This window comes from Actinoplanes missouriensis 431 (assembly GCF_000284295.1).
GTDB classification, from domain to species: domain Bacteria; phylum Actinomycetota; class Actinomycetes; order Mycobacteriales; family Micromonosporaceae; genus Actinoplanes; species Actinoplanes missouriensis.
On sequence record NC_017093.1, the window covers coordinates 5,205,775 to 5,223,222 of the forward strand.

The window sequence follows — 17,448 nt, forward strand, 5'->3', positions numbered from 1 at the left end:
GATCGCGGACGAGCGCCGGACTCCCGGTCACCGATTCTCGTGCCATCACCACGCCCCTCCGCGCCTCGTCGAAGGTTCGAGATTGACAGTGTCACGGTGACAGTGTCAAGCTGGTCGGCATGTGGACGATGGAACAGTTGGTCGAGCGGGCACACGCGGCACTCGCCGCGGAGTACCCGGGCGCACCCAACGGACGCGTCCGTGACCTGCCCGACCGCAGGTCGATCCGGTGGTATACGACGATCGGCCTGGTCGACCGTCCTCTCGGCACGCGCGGGCGCACCGCCCTCTACGGGCCGCGTCACCTGCTGCAACTCGTCGCGATCAAGAGGCGGCAGGCAGCCGGGCGGACGCTCGCCGAGATCCAGGCGGAGCTGACCGGCGCCACCGACGAGACACTGGCAGCCGCTTCACGCGTACCGGATGGGCTCTTGGCCCCCGACGAACCAGCCGCCGCCGAGCCCACCACCGACGATGCGCCGGGGCCGGACGGCGCGGGCCGGTCCTCGTTCTGGAAACAGGCACCGGCCGCGCCTCCTCCCGGTGACCTGCGGAGAGTTCCACCGGGCCTCGCCACCTACGAGCCCGGCGTCGCGCACGCCGCGCCCGACATCACCGGCGGTCCGCTGCTCACCGGGTTCCCCCTCGGCGACGGCGTGATCCTGCTGGTTCCCGGCCCCGCTGCCGGCATCGACCGTGACGACCTCGCCGCGGCCGCCCGCCCTCTGCTCGATCTGCTCGCGTCCCGTGGGCTGACCAATGGGAGAAATGAATGATCATTTCAGTCGATCCGATGGGTCCGGCCGAGCTCGATCGGCTCCGGGAGCAGCCCGGCGCCGGCCTCGGCACCCTCCGCACCGATCGTGGCAACCTGCCGCTGGACGTGCTGGATGTGCGCGCCTCGATCAGCGGCCTGATCGTGCGCACGGAGCTCACCACCGAGTTCGTCAACACGCATGACACGGCGCTCGAGGCGACCTATGTCTTCCCGCTGCCCGACCGCGCCGCGGTCACCGGGATGACGATGACCGCCGCCGACCGCACGGTCGTGGCCCAGCTGCGCGAGCGTGCCGAGGCCCGCGAGGCCTATGACCAGGCCATCGCCGCGGGTCAGCGCGCCTCGATCGCCGAGGAGGAGCGCCCGGACGTCTTCACCATGCGAGCCGGCAACATCATGCCGGGCGAGCGCGTCACGGTCCGGCTGCGGCTGGTCGGCCCGCTGCCCTACGAGGACGGCGCGGCCACGTTCCGGTTCCCGCTGGTGGTGGCGCCGCGATATGTTCCGGGCACGCCCCTGCCGGACAGCTATGCCGGTGACGGCCAGCTCCCGGACACCGACGCCGTCCCGGACGCGTCACGCATCTCCCCGCCGGTGCTGCTGCCCGGCTTCCCCAACCCGCTGAGACTGTCCATCGGCGTCGACATCGATCCGGCCGGCCTTCAGCTCGGCGACGTGCGGTCCAGCTTGCACACGGTCCTCGACGACGAGGGCACGCTGCGGATCGCCCCCGGTGAGCGGGCCGACCGTGACTTCGTGCTCCGGCTCGCCTACGCGCCCGGCGGCGAGTCCGCCGTGGCCGTGCCCGACGAGGAGGGCGCGGAGGGCACCTATCAGCTCGTCGTCCTCCCGCCGGAGGCCGCGACGGCGCCCCGGCCGAAAGACGTGGTGCTGCTGCTCGACCGCTCCGGCAGCATGGGCGGGTGGAAGATGGTGGCCGCCCGCCGTGCCGCCGCGCGGGTGGTCGACACGCTGACCGGGGCGGACAGGTTCACCGTGCTCACCTTCGACCACCACGTCGAGCGCCCCGCCGGGCTCGACCACGGGTTGTGCGAGGCCTCCGACCGCAACCGGTTCCGCGCCGTCGAGCACCTGGCCCGCGCCGACGCCCGGGGCGGCACCGAGCTGCTCACCCCACTGATCAGCGGCCTGACCATGCTCGCCGGCAGCAGCGGCCGTGACCGGGTCCTGGTGCTGATCACCGACGGTCAGGTGGGCAACGAGGACCAGATCCTGCAGGAGATCCGTCCGCTCATCGGCACGACCCGGGTGCACACCGTGGGGATCGATCGGGCGGTCAACGCCGGATTCCTCGGCCGGCTCGCGGCGATCGGCGCGGGCCGGGCCGAGCTGGTGGAGAGCGAGGACCGTCTCGACGAGGCGATGGAGCACATCCATCGGCGGATCGGCGCCCCCGTGGTGACCGGTCTCGGAGTGACCGGCGACGGCATCACGCTGCTCGACGACAGCCGCAGCCCCGCACGGCTGCCGGGTCTCTACCCCGGCGTGCCGCTGGTGATCACCGGCCGCTATCGGGGCGAGCCCGCCGGACGCCTCACGGTGACCGGCCGCACCCGCGACGACCAGGACTTCCGGACCGGCGTCGCGGTCCAGCGGCGGTCCGAGCCCGCGGTCACCTCGCTCTGGGCACGGGCCCGGGTCCGGGACCTCGAGGATGCGTACGCGGCCGGCGACCACCATCGGGAGCAGGAGATCGTCAGTACCTCGCTGCGGTTCGGGGTGTTGTGCCGGTTCACGGCGTATGTGGCCGTCGACCAGCGCGTGGTCAACGAGGGTGGTCAGGGGAAACGGGTGACGCAGCCGGTCGAGTACCCGTCCGGCTGGGAGCCGCCCGTCGCCTCGCCGCCCACGCACGGCTTCGGCGTCGCCGGGGTGTCGCCGTTCGTCGCGGCTGACGCCGGGCCGCCGCTCTCCGCTCCGCCGGTCCCGCCCGCCGGTCCCGCCCCGTTCGCTCCCCCGCCGTCACCCGCTCCGGCCGGCCCCGGCTACCGCCCGTTGCGAGCGCAGGGCGCGGTGCACGGCGCTCCGCCACAGCGCGCCGGAGCGCAAGGCGGCGGAGGAGGACACGGCAGCGGAGGGCACGGCGGCGGAGCGCAAGGCGGCGGGGTGCTGGGCGTCCCCGCTGGTCCGGCGCCTCGTGGCTTCCTCACCCCGGCGGCGGCACGCGCGCGGCGGACCGGCGTCTCGCCGACCGCCGACGCCGAGATGAGCATCGCGGAACTGCGCGATCTCGTCGCCGTCGAGGCCGGCCGCCTCCGCGAGGCCGCCACGCTTCCCGTCGCGGACCGGCGCGACCTGCTCGACGACCTGGCGAGCCGCTTGGACGTGCTGCTCGCCTCCGTCGCCGACAGCGCGGCGGACATGCTGCGCACGCTCGTCGGGCTGTTGCGGGGCTCCGCTCCCCTCGACGAGAAGTGGGCGACAGCGGCGCGTGTGCTGTCCGAGTTCGGGTCACCGGGCACCGGAAGCGCCCCGAGCAGCGGGACCGGAGGCACTCAAGGCAGCGACAGTGCCGACGGCGGTGGGAGCGCGAGCGAGACCGGCGCCGGCTCCTCGACGAGCTCGAAGAAGTCCAAACCGTTCTGGAAGCGCTGAATCGGCAGAGGCGGGCCCGCTGAGTCAGGAGGTGAGAGCCGGCGCCATCAGTGAGGGGAACCGATCCGGCCCTGCGGATCGACCGGAGGGCCCCCACGCCGCTCCGCTCGGGCCGGTAGGTTGGTTCATCGGTGTGCCTGAGCGGGGGGTGGTGTAGTCAGTGGGTTCCGTAGGCGAGGACGGCGGCGACAACCGGGAACCGCTGCTGGTTCGGCCGTTCGTTCTGGCGGACGACGAGCCGCGCGGCACGTCCCCGTCCGCGCAGACCTGGCCGGCCGACCCGACGCGGGAGATCCCGACCCAGGTGATTCCCGCGGTGCCGGCTGCGGATCCGGGTGCGGCGAAGCCCCGCGACCGTCGCTGGCGCCGCCCCGCGCTGCTGATCGGCGCCGGGGTGGCGGCGGTGCTCGCCGTCGCCGGTTATGCCGTGGTACGCCCGGCGCTGCAGCCGGCGGTCTCGACGTCGCTGCCCGACCAGTCGCTGCCGGTCGTGACCGGTCCGGCGCCGTCGCCGAGCGCGACCGCCCCCAGTGCTGCGCCGACCGGCGACGCGGGGAACGACGCGGCGGGCACCGGAACCGGCGAGACCGACAGCGGCGGCACTGCGGACAGCACCGCCGCCACCACGGATCCCGCCACGGCGACGCCGTCGTCATCGACGACGACACAGCCGGCCGCTCCCACCGCTGCGGCGAGCACCACGACCGCCGCCGCGCCCGCCACGACGACCGCGGCGGCCCCGCCGGCCGACCTGGTTCCGCCGGCGACGCTCGTCGAACCGCGGGGTTCGCTGGTCAGCAGCAACGGTCTCTGCCTCGACCTGCAGGGCGGCGAGGCCGGTGACGGTGTCGACGTGCACGTCGACGACTGCAACGGCACCAGCCCGCAGCGGTGGCGGCTGAACTCCGACAAGACTCTCGAAGTGCTCGACATGTGCGCGAACCTGGTCGGCTACGGCGGCGTCGAGCTGATCCGGTGCGACACCCGCACCACGGCGCAGTGGGCGTTCGGCGAGAACGGCCAGCTCACCAACGCGGCGAACGGCATGTGCCTGACCGATCCGTATTCCGGCGCCCGGCCCGGCAAACAGGTCTTCGTCGTCCGGTGCACGGGCGGGAACAACCAGCGCTGGTCCTTCCGCTGATCGGCGGAAGCGCCGCCGCAGCACCGCCCAGCCGAAACGCCACCGCCACGCACCGCAGCGCCACGCAGCCGAAACACCGCCACTCGCACCGCAGCGCCACGCAGCCGAAACACCGCCATCGCACCGCAGCGCCACGCGGCCGGAGCGCCGCGGCCGCACCGCAGCACCGCCCCGCTGAAACGCCGCCGGCACAAGCACCGGCGCAACCTGGCCCAAGAGCCGCAGAGCCGACAGCGCCGGCCGGGAGACCCGGTCGGCGCTGTCGGTGCGAACTGCCCGCGGAAACCTACTTGCCGCGCCGCTTGTTCAGGAAGTCGAACGCGACGGCCGCGATCAGCACCAGGCCCTTGATGGTCTGCTGCCAGGCCGGGTCCACGTTCATGATCGACAGGCCCATGTTGAGCACGCCCATGATGAGCGCGCCGATGATGGCGCCGGTGATCTTGCCGACGCCGCCGTTGACGGCGGTGCCACCGATGAAGGCGGCGGCGATGGCGTCGAGCTCGAAGTTGCTGCCGGCGGCGGCGACCGCGGCGCCGGCCCGGGAGGTGGTGACCACCGCGGCGACACCGGCGAGCAGGCCCATGTTCACGAAGAGCATGAAGTTGACCCGCTTGGTCTTCACACCGCTGAGCATCGCGGCGGGCAGGTTGCCGCCCATCGCGTAGATGTGCCGGCCGAAGATCGTGTTGTTCATGACGAACGTGTAGATCATGACCAGCGCGCCGACGATGATCAGCACGATCGGGGTGCCACCGGCGCTCTTGGCGAGCAGGTAGGTGATGTAGCCGATCACCACGACGAAGAGCACGATCTTGCCGATGAACGCGGCGAACGGCTCGGTGCGCAGGTCGTTCTTGACCAGCTCGTGACGGGTGCGGATCTGGCTGACCACCAGGCCCCCGATCGCCAGCAGACCGATCAGCACGGTGAGGCCGTCGAGGGCGCCGAGGAAGCCGAGCGCGTTCGGCAGCGAGCCGTTGCTGATGTCGTTGAAGCCGGTCGGCAGGCCGGAGACGGTGGTGCCGACCAGGACGATCGCCAGACCACGGAAGATCAGCTGGCCGCCGAGGGTCACGATGAAGGCGGGGATGCCGACGTACGCCACCCAGAAGCCCTGCCACATGCCGACGACGCCGCCGACCAGGACCGAGATGATCACGGCGAGGAGCCATGGCACGTTGTGATCGGTGATCAGCAAGGCGCTGATGCCGCCGATGAAGGCCACCACCGAACCGACCGAGAGGTCGATATGGCCGGCCACGATGATCATGACCATGCCGATGGTGAGGATGAAGACGTACGCGTTCTGCTGAATCAGAGCGGCGACGTTGTTCGGGTACAGCAGCTTGCCGTCCGTCAGAATCTGGAACAGCGCGACAATCACGACCAGCGCGATCAGGATGCCGTACTGCCCGATGTTCTGGGTCAGGTACGTCTTCAGCGATCCGCTGTCGTTCTTCTTGCTGGGCTCCGGCTGTGCCGTCGGCTGCGCCAGCGTGGTGGAAGCGCTCACCGCGTTGCTCCGCTCTTCTCCTGGGTCATGTAGCGCATGAGGCTCTCCTGGTTCGCCTCGGCGCGGGGGATCTGTCCGGTGACTCGACCCTGGCTCATCGCGTAGATCCGGTCACAGATGCCGAGCAGCTCGGGCAGCTCGGAGGAGATCACGATGACTGCCTTGCCGGAGTCGGCAAGTTTGTTGATGATCTCGTAGATCTCGAACTTGGCGCCGACGTCGATGCCCCGCGTCGGCTCGTCGAGGATCAGCACCTCGGGCTCGGTGAAGAGCCACTTGCTCAGCACGACCTTCTGCTGGTTACCGCCGGACAGCTTGCCGACCACGGCATCGACACTGTTCGCCTTGGTCTTCATGTCCTTGCGGAACCGCTCGGCCCAGTTGACCTCCTGCGCGCCGTTGACGACGCCCAGCTTGGAGATCCGCTTGAGGTTGGCCGAGGTGGTGTTGCGCTTGATGTCCTCGATCAGGTTGAGGCCGAAGTGCTTGCGGTCCTCGGTCGCGTACGCGAGACCGTGCTCGATCGCCGCGTCGACCGTCTTGACCGAGATCTCCTTGCCGTGCAGGAAGACCTTGCCGGAGATGTTCGCGCCGTAGCTGCGGCCGAAGACGCTCATCGCGAGCTCGGTGCGGCCGGCGCCCATCAGGCCGGCGATGCCGACGATCTCGCCGGCCCGGACGTTCAGGTTGGCGTGGTCGACGACGACCCGGGAGGAATCGTTCGGGTGGTGCACGGTCCAGTCCTCGATCCGCAGGACCTCTTCGCCGATCTTCGGCGTGTGGTCCGGGTAGCGGTGCGCGAGGTCCCGGCCGACCATGCCGCGGATGATGCGGTCCTCGGTGACCGGTTCGGCGCCGTGCATGTCGAGGGTCTCGATGCTCTGGCCGTCGCGGATGATCGTCGTGCTGTCGGCGATCGCGGCGATCTCGTTCAGCTTGTGCGAGATGATGATCGACGTAATGCCCTGGTCACGCAGGTGGCGGAGCAGATCCAGCAGGTGCGCGCTGTCCTCGTCGTTGAGCGCCGCGGTGGGCTCGTCGAGGATGAGCAGCTTGACCTTCTTCGAGAGCGCCTTGGCGATCTCCACGAGCTGCTGCTTGCCGACGCCGATGTCCATGATCTTGGTGTCGGGGGCCTCGTTGAGGCCGACGCGGGCGAGCAGCTCGGACGCCTGCTTGTTGGTCTGCGCCCAGTTGATGACGCCGCCCTTGGCCCGCTCGTTGCCGAGGAAGATGTTCTCGGCGATCGAGAGGTACGGGCTGAGCGCCAGCTCCTGGTGAATGATGACGATGCCGAGCTCCTCGGAGTCCCGGACCGTCTTGAACCGGCCGACCTCGCCCTCGAAGACGATGTCGCCGTCATAGGTGCCGTACGGGTAGACGCCGCTGAGCACCTTCATCAGGGTCGACTTGCCGGCCCCGTTCTCGCCACAAATGGCGTGAACCTCCCCGCGGGCCACGCTGAGCGTGACGTCCGAGAGCGCTTTGACGCCGGGGAAGGTCTTCGTAATGCCCCGCATCTCCAGAATCGGGGTCTTGTCGTCGTTGGCCATCACAACTCGCTTGCTGTAGGGGGTCGGACCGGGGCCTTGGCCGGCCGATTCTCCAAGATCGAATCCTGAAAGCTCCAAGATCGAATCCCGGAGAATCGGCCGGCCGGTCCCAGCAAGAGCTGAGGGGCGTTACAGGCCGAGCTTGTCGGCGGTGTAGAAGCCGGACTCGACGAGCTTCGTCTTGACGTCGTCCTTGGTGACGACGACCGGCGGCAGGAGGTACGAGGGAACGACCTTGACACCGTTGTTGTAGGTGGTGGTGTCGTTCGTCTCGACGGTCTCGCCCTTGATGATCTGGTCGGTCATCTTGGAGACCTGCTCACCCAGGGTGCGGGTGTCCTTCCAGACCGTCATCGACTGCTTGTCGGCCAGGATGTTCTTGACGTTCGCCAGGTCGGCGTCCTGACCGGTGATGAGCGGCCAGTCGGTGCCCGGTTTGTAGCCCTGGGACTCGAGCGACTGCTCGATGCCCAGCGCCAGCGAGTCGTTCGGGGAGAGAACGACGTCGACCTTCTTGCCGCCCGTGTAGTACGAGTTCAGGCGGTTGTCCATCTCCGACTGGGCCTTCTGCGAGGTCCAGCCGTCGATCGAGACGTTCTTCCAGTCGTCGTTGCTGGAGAGCTTCTTGCCGGACGGGATGACCAGCTTGCCGCTGTCCACGTACGGCTTGAGGACGTCCCACGCGCCGGAGAAGAAGAACTTGGCGTTGTTGTCGTCCGACGAGCCGGAGAAGGGCTCGAGGTTGAACGGGCCCTTGCCGTCCTTGAGGCCGAGCTTGTCCACGATGAACTCACCCTGGAGCTTGCCGACCTGGTAGTTGTCGAAGGTCGCGTAGTAGTCGACGTTCTTGGTCGAGTTGATCAGGCGGTCGTACGCGATGACCTTGATGTTCTGCTGCGCGGCCTTGTCGAGGACCGGGCCCAGGGCGGTGCCGTCGATCGACGCGATCACCAGAACCTTCGGGTTCTGGTTGATCATGTTCTGGATCTGGGTGATCTGCTGGTCGACCTTGTTGTCGGCGTACTGCAGCGACGTCTCGTAGCCGGCCTTCTTCAGCAGCTCGTCAAGGTACGCACCGTCGTTGTTCCAGCGCTCGAGGCTCTTCGTCGGCATCGCGATGCCGACGAGGTTGCTCGAGCCACCGCCCGAGCTGGAGCTGTCCTCGTCGCGAGTGCTGCTGCAACCCGACGCCGCGGCCAGAGTCGCGGCCAGGGTGACCGCCGCGAGAACCCGGAAGTTCTTGGACACCTCGACGTCTCCTTTCGTATCGGGCCCGCAGCGATGCGGGCCGACCTTTGAGCCGGCAGGCCGATGTCTGCCGGAGTCTATTTGTTGGTGCGAACAACATACGCCCAAAGACGTACGCTGCACGCGGGTGACCGTAACGGCTCCGTAACACTCACTGTGAGCGACGCCTCCCACGGTAGACCCGTGATCAAGGCATCAGCCTGGATAAACATAGGTCAACTTCTGAGGCTTAGAGCACCTTGACAGCACGGGCCGTCACGGGGTGCGGGCCATAGTATTTGTTGTCTACTCCGACTAATACGCCGAGGGGTGGCCACGTACGGACCGCTATCGTGACGGCACACAGCGCGAGAGGAGCGAGGATGCCGGTCAATCCCCGGGCCGCCCACCTGGCCCTGGCCCTGCGCTGCGTCGCGGAGCAGTCCGGCGCGATCTCCCGAGCCGGCATCTCCGCCGCGACCGGCCTGAACCGGTCCACCGCCTGCTCGCTGATCGAGGAGTTGATGGCCGGCGGCCTGGTCAAGGAGGTCGGCAGCCGCCGGGAGAGCTCCCGGGCCGGCCGGCCCGGAACGGCGCTGGGCCTGCGCAACGACGGCCCGGCCGGGCTGGGCATCGACGTCAACGTCGACTACACCGCGGTCTGCGTCGTCGATCTCACCGGCGCGGTGCGCTACAAGCACGTGGTCTCCGAGGACCAGCGCGGTCAGGACACCCATGAGGTTCTCGACCGGATCGCCCGCCTGGCCCGCGGCGCGCAGAACGCGGCCGAGGCCGACGGCCTGGCCCTCTGCGGCAGTGCGGTCGCGGTCCCCGGCATCGTCGACCGCCGCGGCGCCACCGTCACGCTCGCGCCGAACCTCGGCTGGCGCGACCTCGACGTCACCGAGGTGCTGCCGGCCGACGTGCACGGCGAGCGGGCCGCGCTCGACAACGAGGCCAACTTCGCGGCGCTCTCCGAGCAGGAGCTGATCAGGTCCGGCGCCAGCTACCTCTACGTGAGCGGCCAGATCGGCGTCGGCGCCGGCATCGTGCTCGACGGCACGCTCTACCGGGGCTCGCACGGCTGGAGCGGCGAGATCGGGCACCTCACGATCGACCGCGACGGCCCGGAGTGCCCGTGCGGCCGGCGCGGCTGCCTCGAGCGTTACGCCGGGCACGAGGCGATCCTGCGCGCCACCAGCATCTCCAGCGGCGTCGGCACCACGCTCGGCGTGCGCCCGACCGTCGACCTCATCGCCGCGCGGGCCCGGGCCGGCGACGCGCAGACCCTGGAAGCCCTCGCGACCGCCGGGCGCACGCTCGGCTTCGCGCTCGCCGGCTGCCTCAACCTGCTCGACGTCGGCACGATCGTGCTCGGCGGCATCTACCGCGACCTCGCCCCGTGGATCGGGCCCGAGGTGGAACGCGAGGTGCGAGCCCAGTTCGTCGGCGCACGCTGGGCGGACCCCGAGGTCCGGGCCGCGGCGTACGGCGCGGAGGCGCCCGCTCTCGGGGCGGCCCGCTCGGTCGTCCGCGACGTGATCAACGATCCGATCCGCTGGCTCGCCCGATAGCTGCCCGTTCGCGGCGGAATGTCCGGCAGCGCGGTCATCCTGCGGCGCACAGTGATGTCCCGGCCCTGAAGAGGGCCGGGACATCGGAGATGCCGAGATAACCGTCACAGATGGTTTATCGGCAGGTACCCGGCAAATCCGAGTATTTCGGTCCCGCGCTTCTCGGGACAAAACCCGATCGCGAGGGTACGGCCGGAGCAGCGCCCCCGGTTTTCCGGCTTTACGTCACCCGCATTCCCGGCGTCCCGCCCGGCGCGTTCGCTACGGGACCATCCAGTCGAGCACCGGCGTCCCCTGCAACGTGACCAGCACACACATGAACAGCAGCAGCACCGCGCTCCAGCCGACCACCCGGCGGAAGATGTCGCCCTCGCGCCCGGCCATCCCGACCGCGGAGGCGGCGATCGCCAGGTTCTGCGGGCTGATCATCTTGCCGAGCACGCCGCCGGACGAGTTCGCGGCGGCCAGCAGCACCGGGTCGAGGCCGGCCTTCACCGCGGTCTGCACCTGCAACGCGCCGAACAGCGCGTTCGAGGACGTGTCGGAACCGGTCACGGCCACACCGATCCATCCGAGGATCGAGGAGAGGAAGAGGAACACCCCGCCGGCCTGGGCGAACAGCTCGCCGAGGGTGGCGGTCTGCCCGGACTGGTTCAGGACGTAGGCGAGGGCGAGCACCGCCATGACCGTCACGATCGCGTGGCGCAGCTCGGCGTAGGTCCGCGCGTAGGCCTGCAACGCCGCGCCGGGACGGATCCGCAGCACGATCGCGGTGAGGATGCCGGCCAGGATCATCAGGGTCCCGGCCGCCGGCAGCCAGCCGAGGGTGAACTTCGTGGACGCGAGCGGCTGCCCGTTCGCCCCGAGCACGTCGAGCCCCGGCCACGGGAAGACCACGGTCCACGGCTGTTCGGCGAGCGCTTCCTTGACCGGTCCCAGGTTGGCGACCGAGAAGATCACGATAATGATCAGGTACGGGGCGTAGGCCCGCAGAACCTCGACCGGCGGGTCCCGCCGCACCGTGACCGCCGCCGCCCGCCTCGAGCCGGCGCCTGCCCCCACGGGCCCCGCCGGGTCCGAGGCCGGCGACCCGGCAGCCGGCGAACCACGGTCCGCCGACGCGCTGCCCGCCCCTGCGCCGCCCACCGGGTCCGAGGCCGGCGACCCGGCAGCCGGGGATTCGGGAGCGCCCTCGTGCAGGTCCGGCGACTCGGACGGCCGCCAGATGCGGAGCAGCAGGACCACCGCGGCGGCCGAGGCGAGGGAGGCGACGATGTCGGTGAGCGGGACCGAGATGTAGTTCGACGCGACGAACTGGCCCACGCCGAACACCAGGCCGCCCACCACCGCGGCGGGCCAGGTCTGGCGGATTCCGCGGCGGCCGTCGACGACCGCCACCAGGACCAGCGGCACGACGACGGCCAGGATCGGGGTCTGCCGGCCGACCATCGCGCCGAGGGTCTCGGTGGTGAGCCGCGGGTCGGGGACGGCGCCGGAGGTGACCGTCCCGAGGGTGACGATCGGGGTGGCCAGCGCCCCGTAGGCGACCGGGGCGGTGTTCGCGATCAGCGCCACGGCGGCCGCCCGCAGCGGCCGGAACCCGAGCGCCATCAGCATGACCACGGTGACGGCGACCGGCGTACCGAATCCCGCGAGGGCCTCCAGCAGCGCCCCGAAGCAGAACGCCACGATGATCGCCTGGATGCGCATGTCCGGGCTGACCCGTTCCATCGAGCGGCGCAGCACGTCGAAGTGCCCGCTCACCACGGTCAGGTTGTAGACCCAGATGGCGTTGATGACGATCCACAGGATCGGGAAGAAGCCGAACGCGGCACCCTCGCTCGCCGACAGCAGCGCCTGCCCGATCGGCATGGCGTAGACCAGGACGGCGACCGCGAGGGCCACCCCGAGCGAGATCAGGCCGGCCAGCCAGGCGCGCATCCGGACCACGCCGAGCAGCAGGAAGAGCGTGAGCAGCGAGAGCGCGGCGAAGATCGCCGAGAGCGCCACGGAGCCGGATACCGGGTCGGTCACGATCCTGAACTGTTCGAACATGAGAACCATCCAGAGCTATCGATCTCCCTACGCGCAATCTAGCCCTTTGGATGTGAAGCGCAACACGGGATCAGGCGTCGTGCACGGCCTGCCAGATGCGGTCGGCGGTGAAGGGAAGGTCGGTCATGCGGACGCCGGCGGCGTCCCGGATCGCGTTGGCCAGCGCCGGAGCGACCGGGTTGAACGGGCTCTCGCTCATCGACTTCGCGCCGAGCGGCCCGATCGCGTCCGTGGTGCCGGCGAAGTGCACCTCGGTCCGCGGCACGTCCGCGAACGCCGGCAGGTGGTACTGCCGGAACGTGGTCGTGGTGACCTCGCCCGACGACGCGACGTCGACGTGCTCGGAGAGGGTCGCGCCGATCGCCTGCGCCACTCCCCCCTCGATCTGGCCGCGCAGCTGGGCCGGGTTCATCACGGTTCCGGCGTCGGCGCTGTGCACGCTGCGCAGAATCCGCAGCTCCCCGGTGTCCGGGTCGATCGCGACCCGGAACCACTGCGCGTTGAACGCCACCGACCGGGGCGTGCCGTCGAAGAAGCCGTGCCCGTCGCCACCCGAGCGCAGCGACCGCGCCGCCCGCAGGACCGCGCGGCCGGCCACGACCACGCCGGTGGAGGCGAACGCGCCGGTGTCGTGGCCGACCAGGTCGGTGTCGGACTGCCGGATGACGACCCGGTCCGGCGTGGTCGCCATCTCGTCGGCGACGATCTGCGCGAAGACCGTGGTGCTGCCGTTGCCGAACTCGGCGGTGCCGACCGACACCTCGTACCGGTCGTCGCCGAGGGCCCGGACGCCTGCGTCGGCGAAGTGCCCGCCGGGCGGCCCGGACGCGATCATCGCGATCGCCATGCCCTCGCCGACGCGCCAGCCCGCCGGGGCCTCGTCGGTGGTGAGCGCCGCCGCCCGCATGTGGTCCAGGCACTGGTCCAGGCCGTAACTGGCGATCCCCAGGTCCTCGACGTGGTCGCCGGGCGCGGTCAGGTCGTCCCCCTCGCGCACCACGTTGAGCTCGCGGAACGTCACCGGATCCATCCCGATGGCGCGGGCCAGCTCGTCCATGACCTGTTCCACGGCGAACGTGACCTGCCCGAGCCCGTACCCGCGGAACGCGCCGGCCGGCACGGTGTTCGTGTAGACCGTCACCGCGTCGGTACGCATGTTCCCGCACTTGTAGACCGCGAGCGTCTCGTGACAGCCGTGGTGCATCACCGACGTGCCGTGGTTGCCGTAGGCGCCGGTGTTCACCAGCACGTCGAGCGTGAGCGCGGTGAGCTCACCGGACCGGCGGGCGCCCGCCGTCACGGTCACCGCGAACGGGTGCCGCGTCGTCGCGCCGGTGAACTGCTCGGACCGGGTGTACTCCCATTTCACCGGCCGTCCGGTGCGCAGCACCGCGAGCGCGACCAGGTCCTCGACCAGCATCTCCTGCTTGCCACCGAACCCGCCGCCCACCCGGCCCGCGACCACCCGGACCCGGTCGGCCGGCAGGTCGTAGAGCCGGGCGACCGCCCGCCGGGTCAGGAACGGCGTCTGCGTGCTGGACCGCAGGACGAGGCGCCCGTCGTCGTCCAGCCACCCGAGGGCCCCGTGCGTCTCCAGGCTCGCGTGCTGCACCCGCGCGGTGCGGAAGGTGGCCTCATAGGTGACGTCGGCTTGCGCGAAGCCCGCCTCGACGTCGCCGAGCGTGGCGTGCAGCTCGCCCACGACGTTCGACGCCGACCGGGAGATCCCCTCGGCGGTCCCCTTGTCCGGGTGCAGCACCGGCGCGCCCGGCCGCATCGCCTCGGCCGGGTCGAGCACGAACGGCAGCACCTGGTACTCGACCCGGAGCAGCCGGACCCCCTCCTCGGCCGCCGCCTCCGAGGTGGCGATCACCGCGGCGACCCGCTGGCCGGCGAACCGGACGACCTCGTCGAGCACCCGTGTGTCGTACGGATCCTCGGCCTCGTTCTCGTGCTGCGCGGTGGAGAACAGCCGGTCCGGCGCGTCCTTGTGGGTCAGCACCGCTTCCACCCCCGGCACCGCGAGAGCCGCCGACGTGTCCACCGCGACGATCCGGGCGTGCGGGTGCGGCGACCGCAGCACCTTGAGATGCAGCACGCCGGGAACGTCCAGGTCGAACGTGTACCGCGCGGTGCCGGTCACCACCTGCGGCCCGGCGGGCGCTCCCGCGCTCGACCCGACGGCCGGTCCGCTGTCGCACCCACGGTCCGGCCCGGCGCCGGCGACCGGGCGGCCGCATATCGCGTCCTCGACGGCGCGATACCCCGTACACCGGCAGAGGTTGCCTTTGAGCGCGCGCGGCAGATCCTCGCGCTGCTCCGCGGAGAGCGCGGCAGACGTCATGATCATGCCCGCGGTGCAGAAACCGCACTGGAAGCCCTGCGCGTCCAGGAAGCTCCGCTGCATCGGGTGCAGCGCGTCCGGCGTGCCCAGTCCCTCGATCGTGGTGACGCTGCGGCTCTGCGCCCGGAACGCCGGGTAGACGCAGGAGTGCACCGGCGCGCCGTCGACGTGCACCGTGCACGCGCCGCAGTCGCCGCTGTCGCAGCCCTTCTTGACGCCGAAGCAGCCCTCCTCGCGCAGGTAGGTGCGCAGGCACTGGCCCGGTCGCGGAGCGCGGTCGTGTGCCGTTCCGTTGATCTCGATCATGAGAGCTCCGCGAGGATCTGCGCGGCGTAGTGCCGGGTCAGGTGCCGGCGCCAGAGCGGACGACCGTGCACGTCGTCCACGTAGTCGTCAGCCGGGATGGCATCGAGGGCGGACAGGGAGCCCAGCGGCAGGACATAGGGCCGCCGGGTCGCCGCGGTCACGGTCAGCGAGATCTCACCGGGGGACGCCGCGCGGCCGATCAGGAGCACCGCCGACCGGCCGTGCCGGTGCAGGGAGCCACGCCGGTACGCGATACGCCCGGTGAACGCCGACGCCGGGAAGTGGATCGATCGGAGCAGCTCTCCGTCCCGCAGCACGGTCGTCCCCTCACCTGTCACGAACGCGGCGGCGGGCACCCGCCGTTCCTCGCCGCCGGGGCCGATCAGCAGCACCGACGCGCCGAGCGCCACGCTCAGCGAGATCATCGGCCCGGCCGGGAGCGCGGCGCACAGGTTCCCGCCGACGGTCGCCACGTTCCAGATCTTGAACGAGGCGAGGAAGGCGTGACAGCACTGCCGCACGATGGCGTGCCGGCCCAGCCGCTCGTTGAGCTGGGCGACCGTGCAGGTGGCCGCGACATCGACGCTGCCGTCGTCGTGGACGGTCAGCGCCGGCCAGCCGGCCGCGGTCAGGTCGAGCAGGCGCCGGACGTGCGGGCGGGGCTCGCCGAACAGCGCGGTCCCGCCGCCCAGCCAGGCATCGCCCGGCCGCCACGCGCCGGGAGCGGCTGGACTGATCACTTCGGTGACGGTGTTCAGATCCACGTTCGTACGCTACGCGCTGCGTGTTTCCGATCTTGGCAGTCCGTCACGGCCGACGGTTAACCGCGCGTAACGCGCCGACGGTAACCGGGACTTTCGGCCCGGGCCGACGCCGCCGTTCGCCCCTGATCAACACGATCGCGGCCCGGAAGGGTCAAGGCGACTTCGCGGAAAGGACGTCAGTGGACGCGCTCGATCTTTCGCGGTGGCAGTTCGGCATCACCACCGTGTACCACTTCATCTTCGTACCCCTCACGATCGGGCTCTCCGCCCTCGTCGCCGGCCTGCAGACCGCGTGGGTCCGCACCGGCAAGGAGCACTACCTGCGGGCCACCAAGTTCTGGGGCAAGCTCTTTTTGATCAACTTCGCGATCGGCGTGGTCACCGGCATCGTGCAGGAGTTCCAGTTCGGCATGAACTGGTCGGCGTACTCCCGGTTCGTCGGCGACATCTTCGGCGCTCCGCTCGCCATCGAGGGCCTGCTCGCCTTCTTCCTGGAGTCCACGTTCCTCGGGCTCTGGATCTTCGGCTGGGACCGGCTGCCGAAGAAGATCCACCTGGCGAGCATCTGGATGGTGGCGCTCGGGACCACGCTCTCCGCGTACTTCATCCTGGCCGCGAACTCCTGGATGCAGCACCCGGTCGGCTGGACCATGGGCGACGGCCGGGCCGAGCTGACAAGCATCGGCGCGGTGCTGACCAACTCGACCACGCTCGTCACGTTCCCGCACACGATCACCGCCTGCTTCCTGACCGGCGGCGCGATGCTGCTGGCCGTCAGCGCGTGGCACCTCCGCCGGAACAACCAGCCCGAGGTGTTCAAGCCGTCGATGCGGCTCGGCGCCTGGGTGGTGCTGATCGCCGGCCTCGGGGTGCTGATCACCGGCGACATCCAGGCACGGGTGATGACCGAGCAGCAACCGATGAAGATGGCGGCCGCCGAGGCGCTCTACGAGACCACCGGCAGCGCGTCCTTCTCGCTCTTCACGATCGGCTCGCTCGACGGCGACGAGGAGCTCTACAGCGTCCGGATCCCGTCGCTGCTCTCGTTCATGGCGACCGGCTCGCCGGACGGCGAGGTCGAAGGCATCAACAACGTCCAATCAGAGTACGAGCAGGCGTACGGTCCCGGGGACTACCGGCCGATCGTGCCGGTCACCTACTGGTCGTTCCGCCTGATGATCGGCTTCGGCGGGCTGGCCATGCTGATCGCGGCCGCCGCGCTCTGGTTCACCCGCGGTGACCGCCGCCCGCGCAGCCGCTGGCTCTGGATCGCCGCGGTGAGCACCGTCGCGATGCCGCTGCTCGCCAACTCGTTCGGCTGGATCTTCACCGAGATGGGCCGGCAGCCGTGGACCGTCTTCGGCCTCTTCACCACCGCCGAATCGGGCTCCCCCTCGGTGTCGGCGGGTGAGGCAGCGACCGGACTGATCGTGCTGACCGTCCTCTACGGCGTCCTCGCGGTGATCGAGTTCGGCCTCTTCCTCAAGTACGCGAAGGCCGGGGCGCCCGAGATCCCCGCGCCGACCACCGACGAAGCCGACAAACCGCTCGCGTTCGCCTACTAAGAGGAC

11 protein-coding genes are annotated in these 17,448 nt (G+C 70.4%); 5 read left to right on the forward strand and 6 right to left on the reverse strand.

Annotated elements, in window-relative coordinates:
• Positions 1–119: 119 nt before the first annotated feature.
• From AMIS_RS24270 to AMIS_RS24280, 3 genes are all read left to right on the forward strand, one after another.
• Entirely contained in the window at positions 120–776 is a 657-nt protein-coding gene (locus AMIS_RS24270; RefSeq protein ID WP_014445045.1) for a MerR family transcriptional regulator, read from the forward strand.
• Positions 773–3,394 (forward strand): VIT domain-containing protein, encoded by a 2,622-nt coding sequence (locus tag AMIS_RS24275; protein WP_014445046.1) that lies wholly within the window; start codon positions 773–775, stop codon positions 3,392–3,394. The genes AMIS_RS24270 and AMIS_RS24275 overlap by 4 nt, the downstream gene beginning before the upstream one ends.
• Positions 3,395–3,554: 160 nt before the next feature.
• The gene (locus AMIS_RS24280; protein WP_014445047.1) at positions 3,555–4,538 is read left to right on the forward strand and encodes an RICIN domain-containing protein; all 984 of its coding nucleotides are present in this window, start codon (positions 3,555–3,557) and stop codon (positions 4,536–4,538) included.
• A gap of 286 nt (positions 4,539–4,824) precedes the next feature.
• On the opposite strand, the gene mmsB is transcribed toward AMIS_RS24280, so the two are convergent.
• The 3 genes from mmsB to chvE form a co-directional block, all read right to left on the reverse strand.
• On the reverse strand, positions 4,825–6,054 hold the full coding sequence (mmsB, locus tag AMIS_RS24285) for a multiple monosaccharide ABC transporter permease (RefSeq protein WP_014445048.1): 1,230 nt from the start codon (positions 6,052–6,054) through the stop codon (positions 4,825–4,827).
• Positions 6,051–7,607 (reverse strand): multiple monosaccharide ABC transporter ATP-binding protein, encoded by a 1,557-nt coding sequence (gene mmsA / locus AMIS_RS24290; RefSeq protein ID WP_041830030.1) that lies wholly within the window; start codon positions 7,605–7,607, stop codon positions 6,051–6,053. Before mmsA ends, mmsB begins: the two co-directional genes overlap by 4 nt.
• Positions 7,608–7,736: 129 nt before the next feature.
• The gene (gene chvE / locus AMIS_RS24295) at positions 7,737–8,855 is read right to left on the reverse strand and encodes a multiple monosaccharide ABC transporter substrate-binding protein (RefSeq protein ID WP_014445050.1); all 1,119 of its coding nucleotides are present in this window, start codon (positions 8,853–8,855) and stop codon (positions 7,737–7,739) included.
• 362 nt (positions 8,856–9,217) lie between these two features.
• Between chvE and AMIS_RS24300 the strand changes: the two genes are divergently transcribed.
• Positions 9,218–10,408: an ROK family protein gene (locus AMIS_RS24300; protein ID WP_014445051.1), complete on the forward strand. Its 1,191-nt coding sequence runs from the start codon at positions 9,218–9,220 to the stop codon at positions 10,406–10,408.
• Between the two features lie 261 nt (positions 10,409–10,669).
• Here the strand turns inward: AMIS_RS24300 and AMIS_RS24305 are convergent, their stop codons facing one another.
• The 3 genes from AMIS_RS24305 to AMIS_RS24315 form a co-directional block, all read right to left on the reverse strand.
• Complete coding sequence (locus AMIS_RS24305) at positions 10,670–12,472, reverse strand: L-lactate permease (RefSeq protein ID WP_014445052.1); 1,803 nt, start codon at positions 12,470–12,472, stop codon at positions 10,670–10,672.
• A gap of 61 nt (positions 12,473–12,533) precedes the next feature.
• Complete coding sequence (locus AMIS_RS24310; RefSeq protein ID WP_014445053.1) at positions 12,534–15,113, reverse strand: molybdopterin-dependent oxidoreductase; 2,580 nt, start codon at positions 15,111–15,113, stop codon at positions 12,534–12,536.
• Entirely contained in the window at positions 15,110–15,877 is a 768-nt protein-coding gene (locus tag AMIS_RS24315; RefSeq protein ID WP_014445054.1) for an FAD binding domain-containing protein, read from the reverse strand. Before AMIS_RS24315 ends, AMIS_RS24310 begins: the two co-directional genes overlap by 4 nt.
• 179 nt (positions 15,878–16,056) lie before the next feature.
• Between AMIS_RS24315 and AMIS_RS24320 the strand changes: the two genes are divergently transcribed.
• Positions 16,057–17,442, forward strand: coding sequence for a cytochrome ubiquinol oxidase subunit I (locus tag AMIS_RS24320; protein ID WP_014445055.1), 1,386 nt, complete (start codon positions 16,057–16,059; stop codon positions 17,440–17,442).
• Positions 17,443–17,448: the final 6 nt, after the last annotated feature.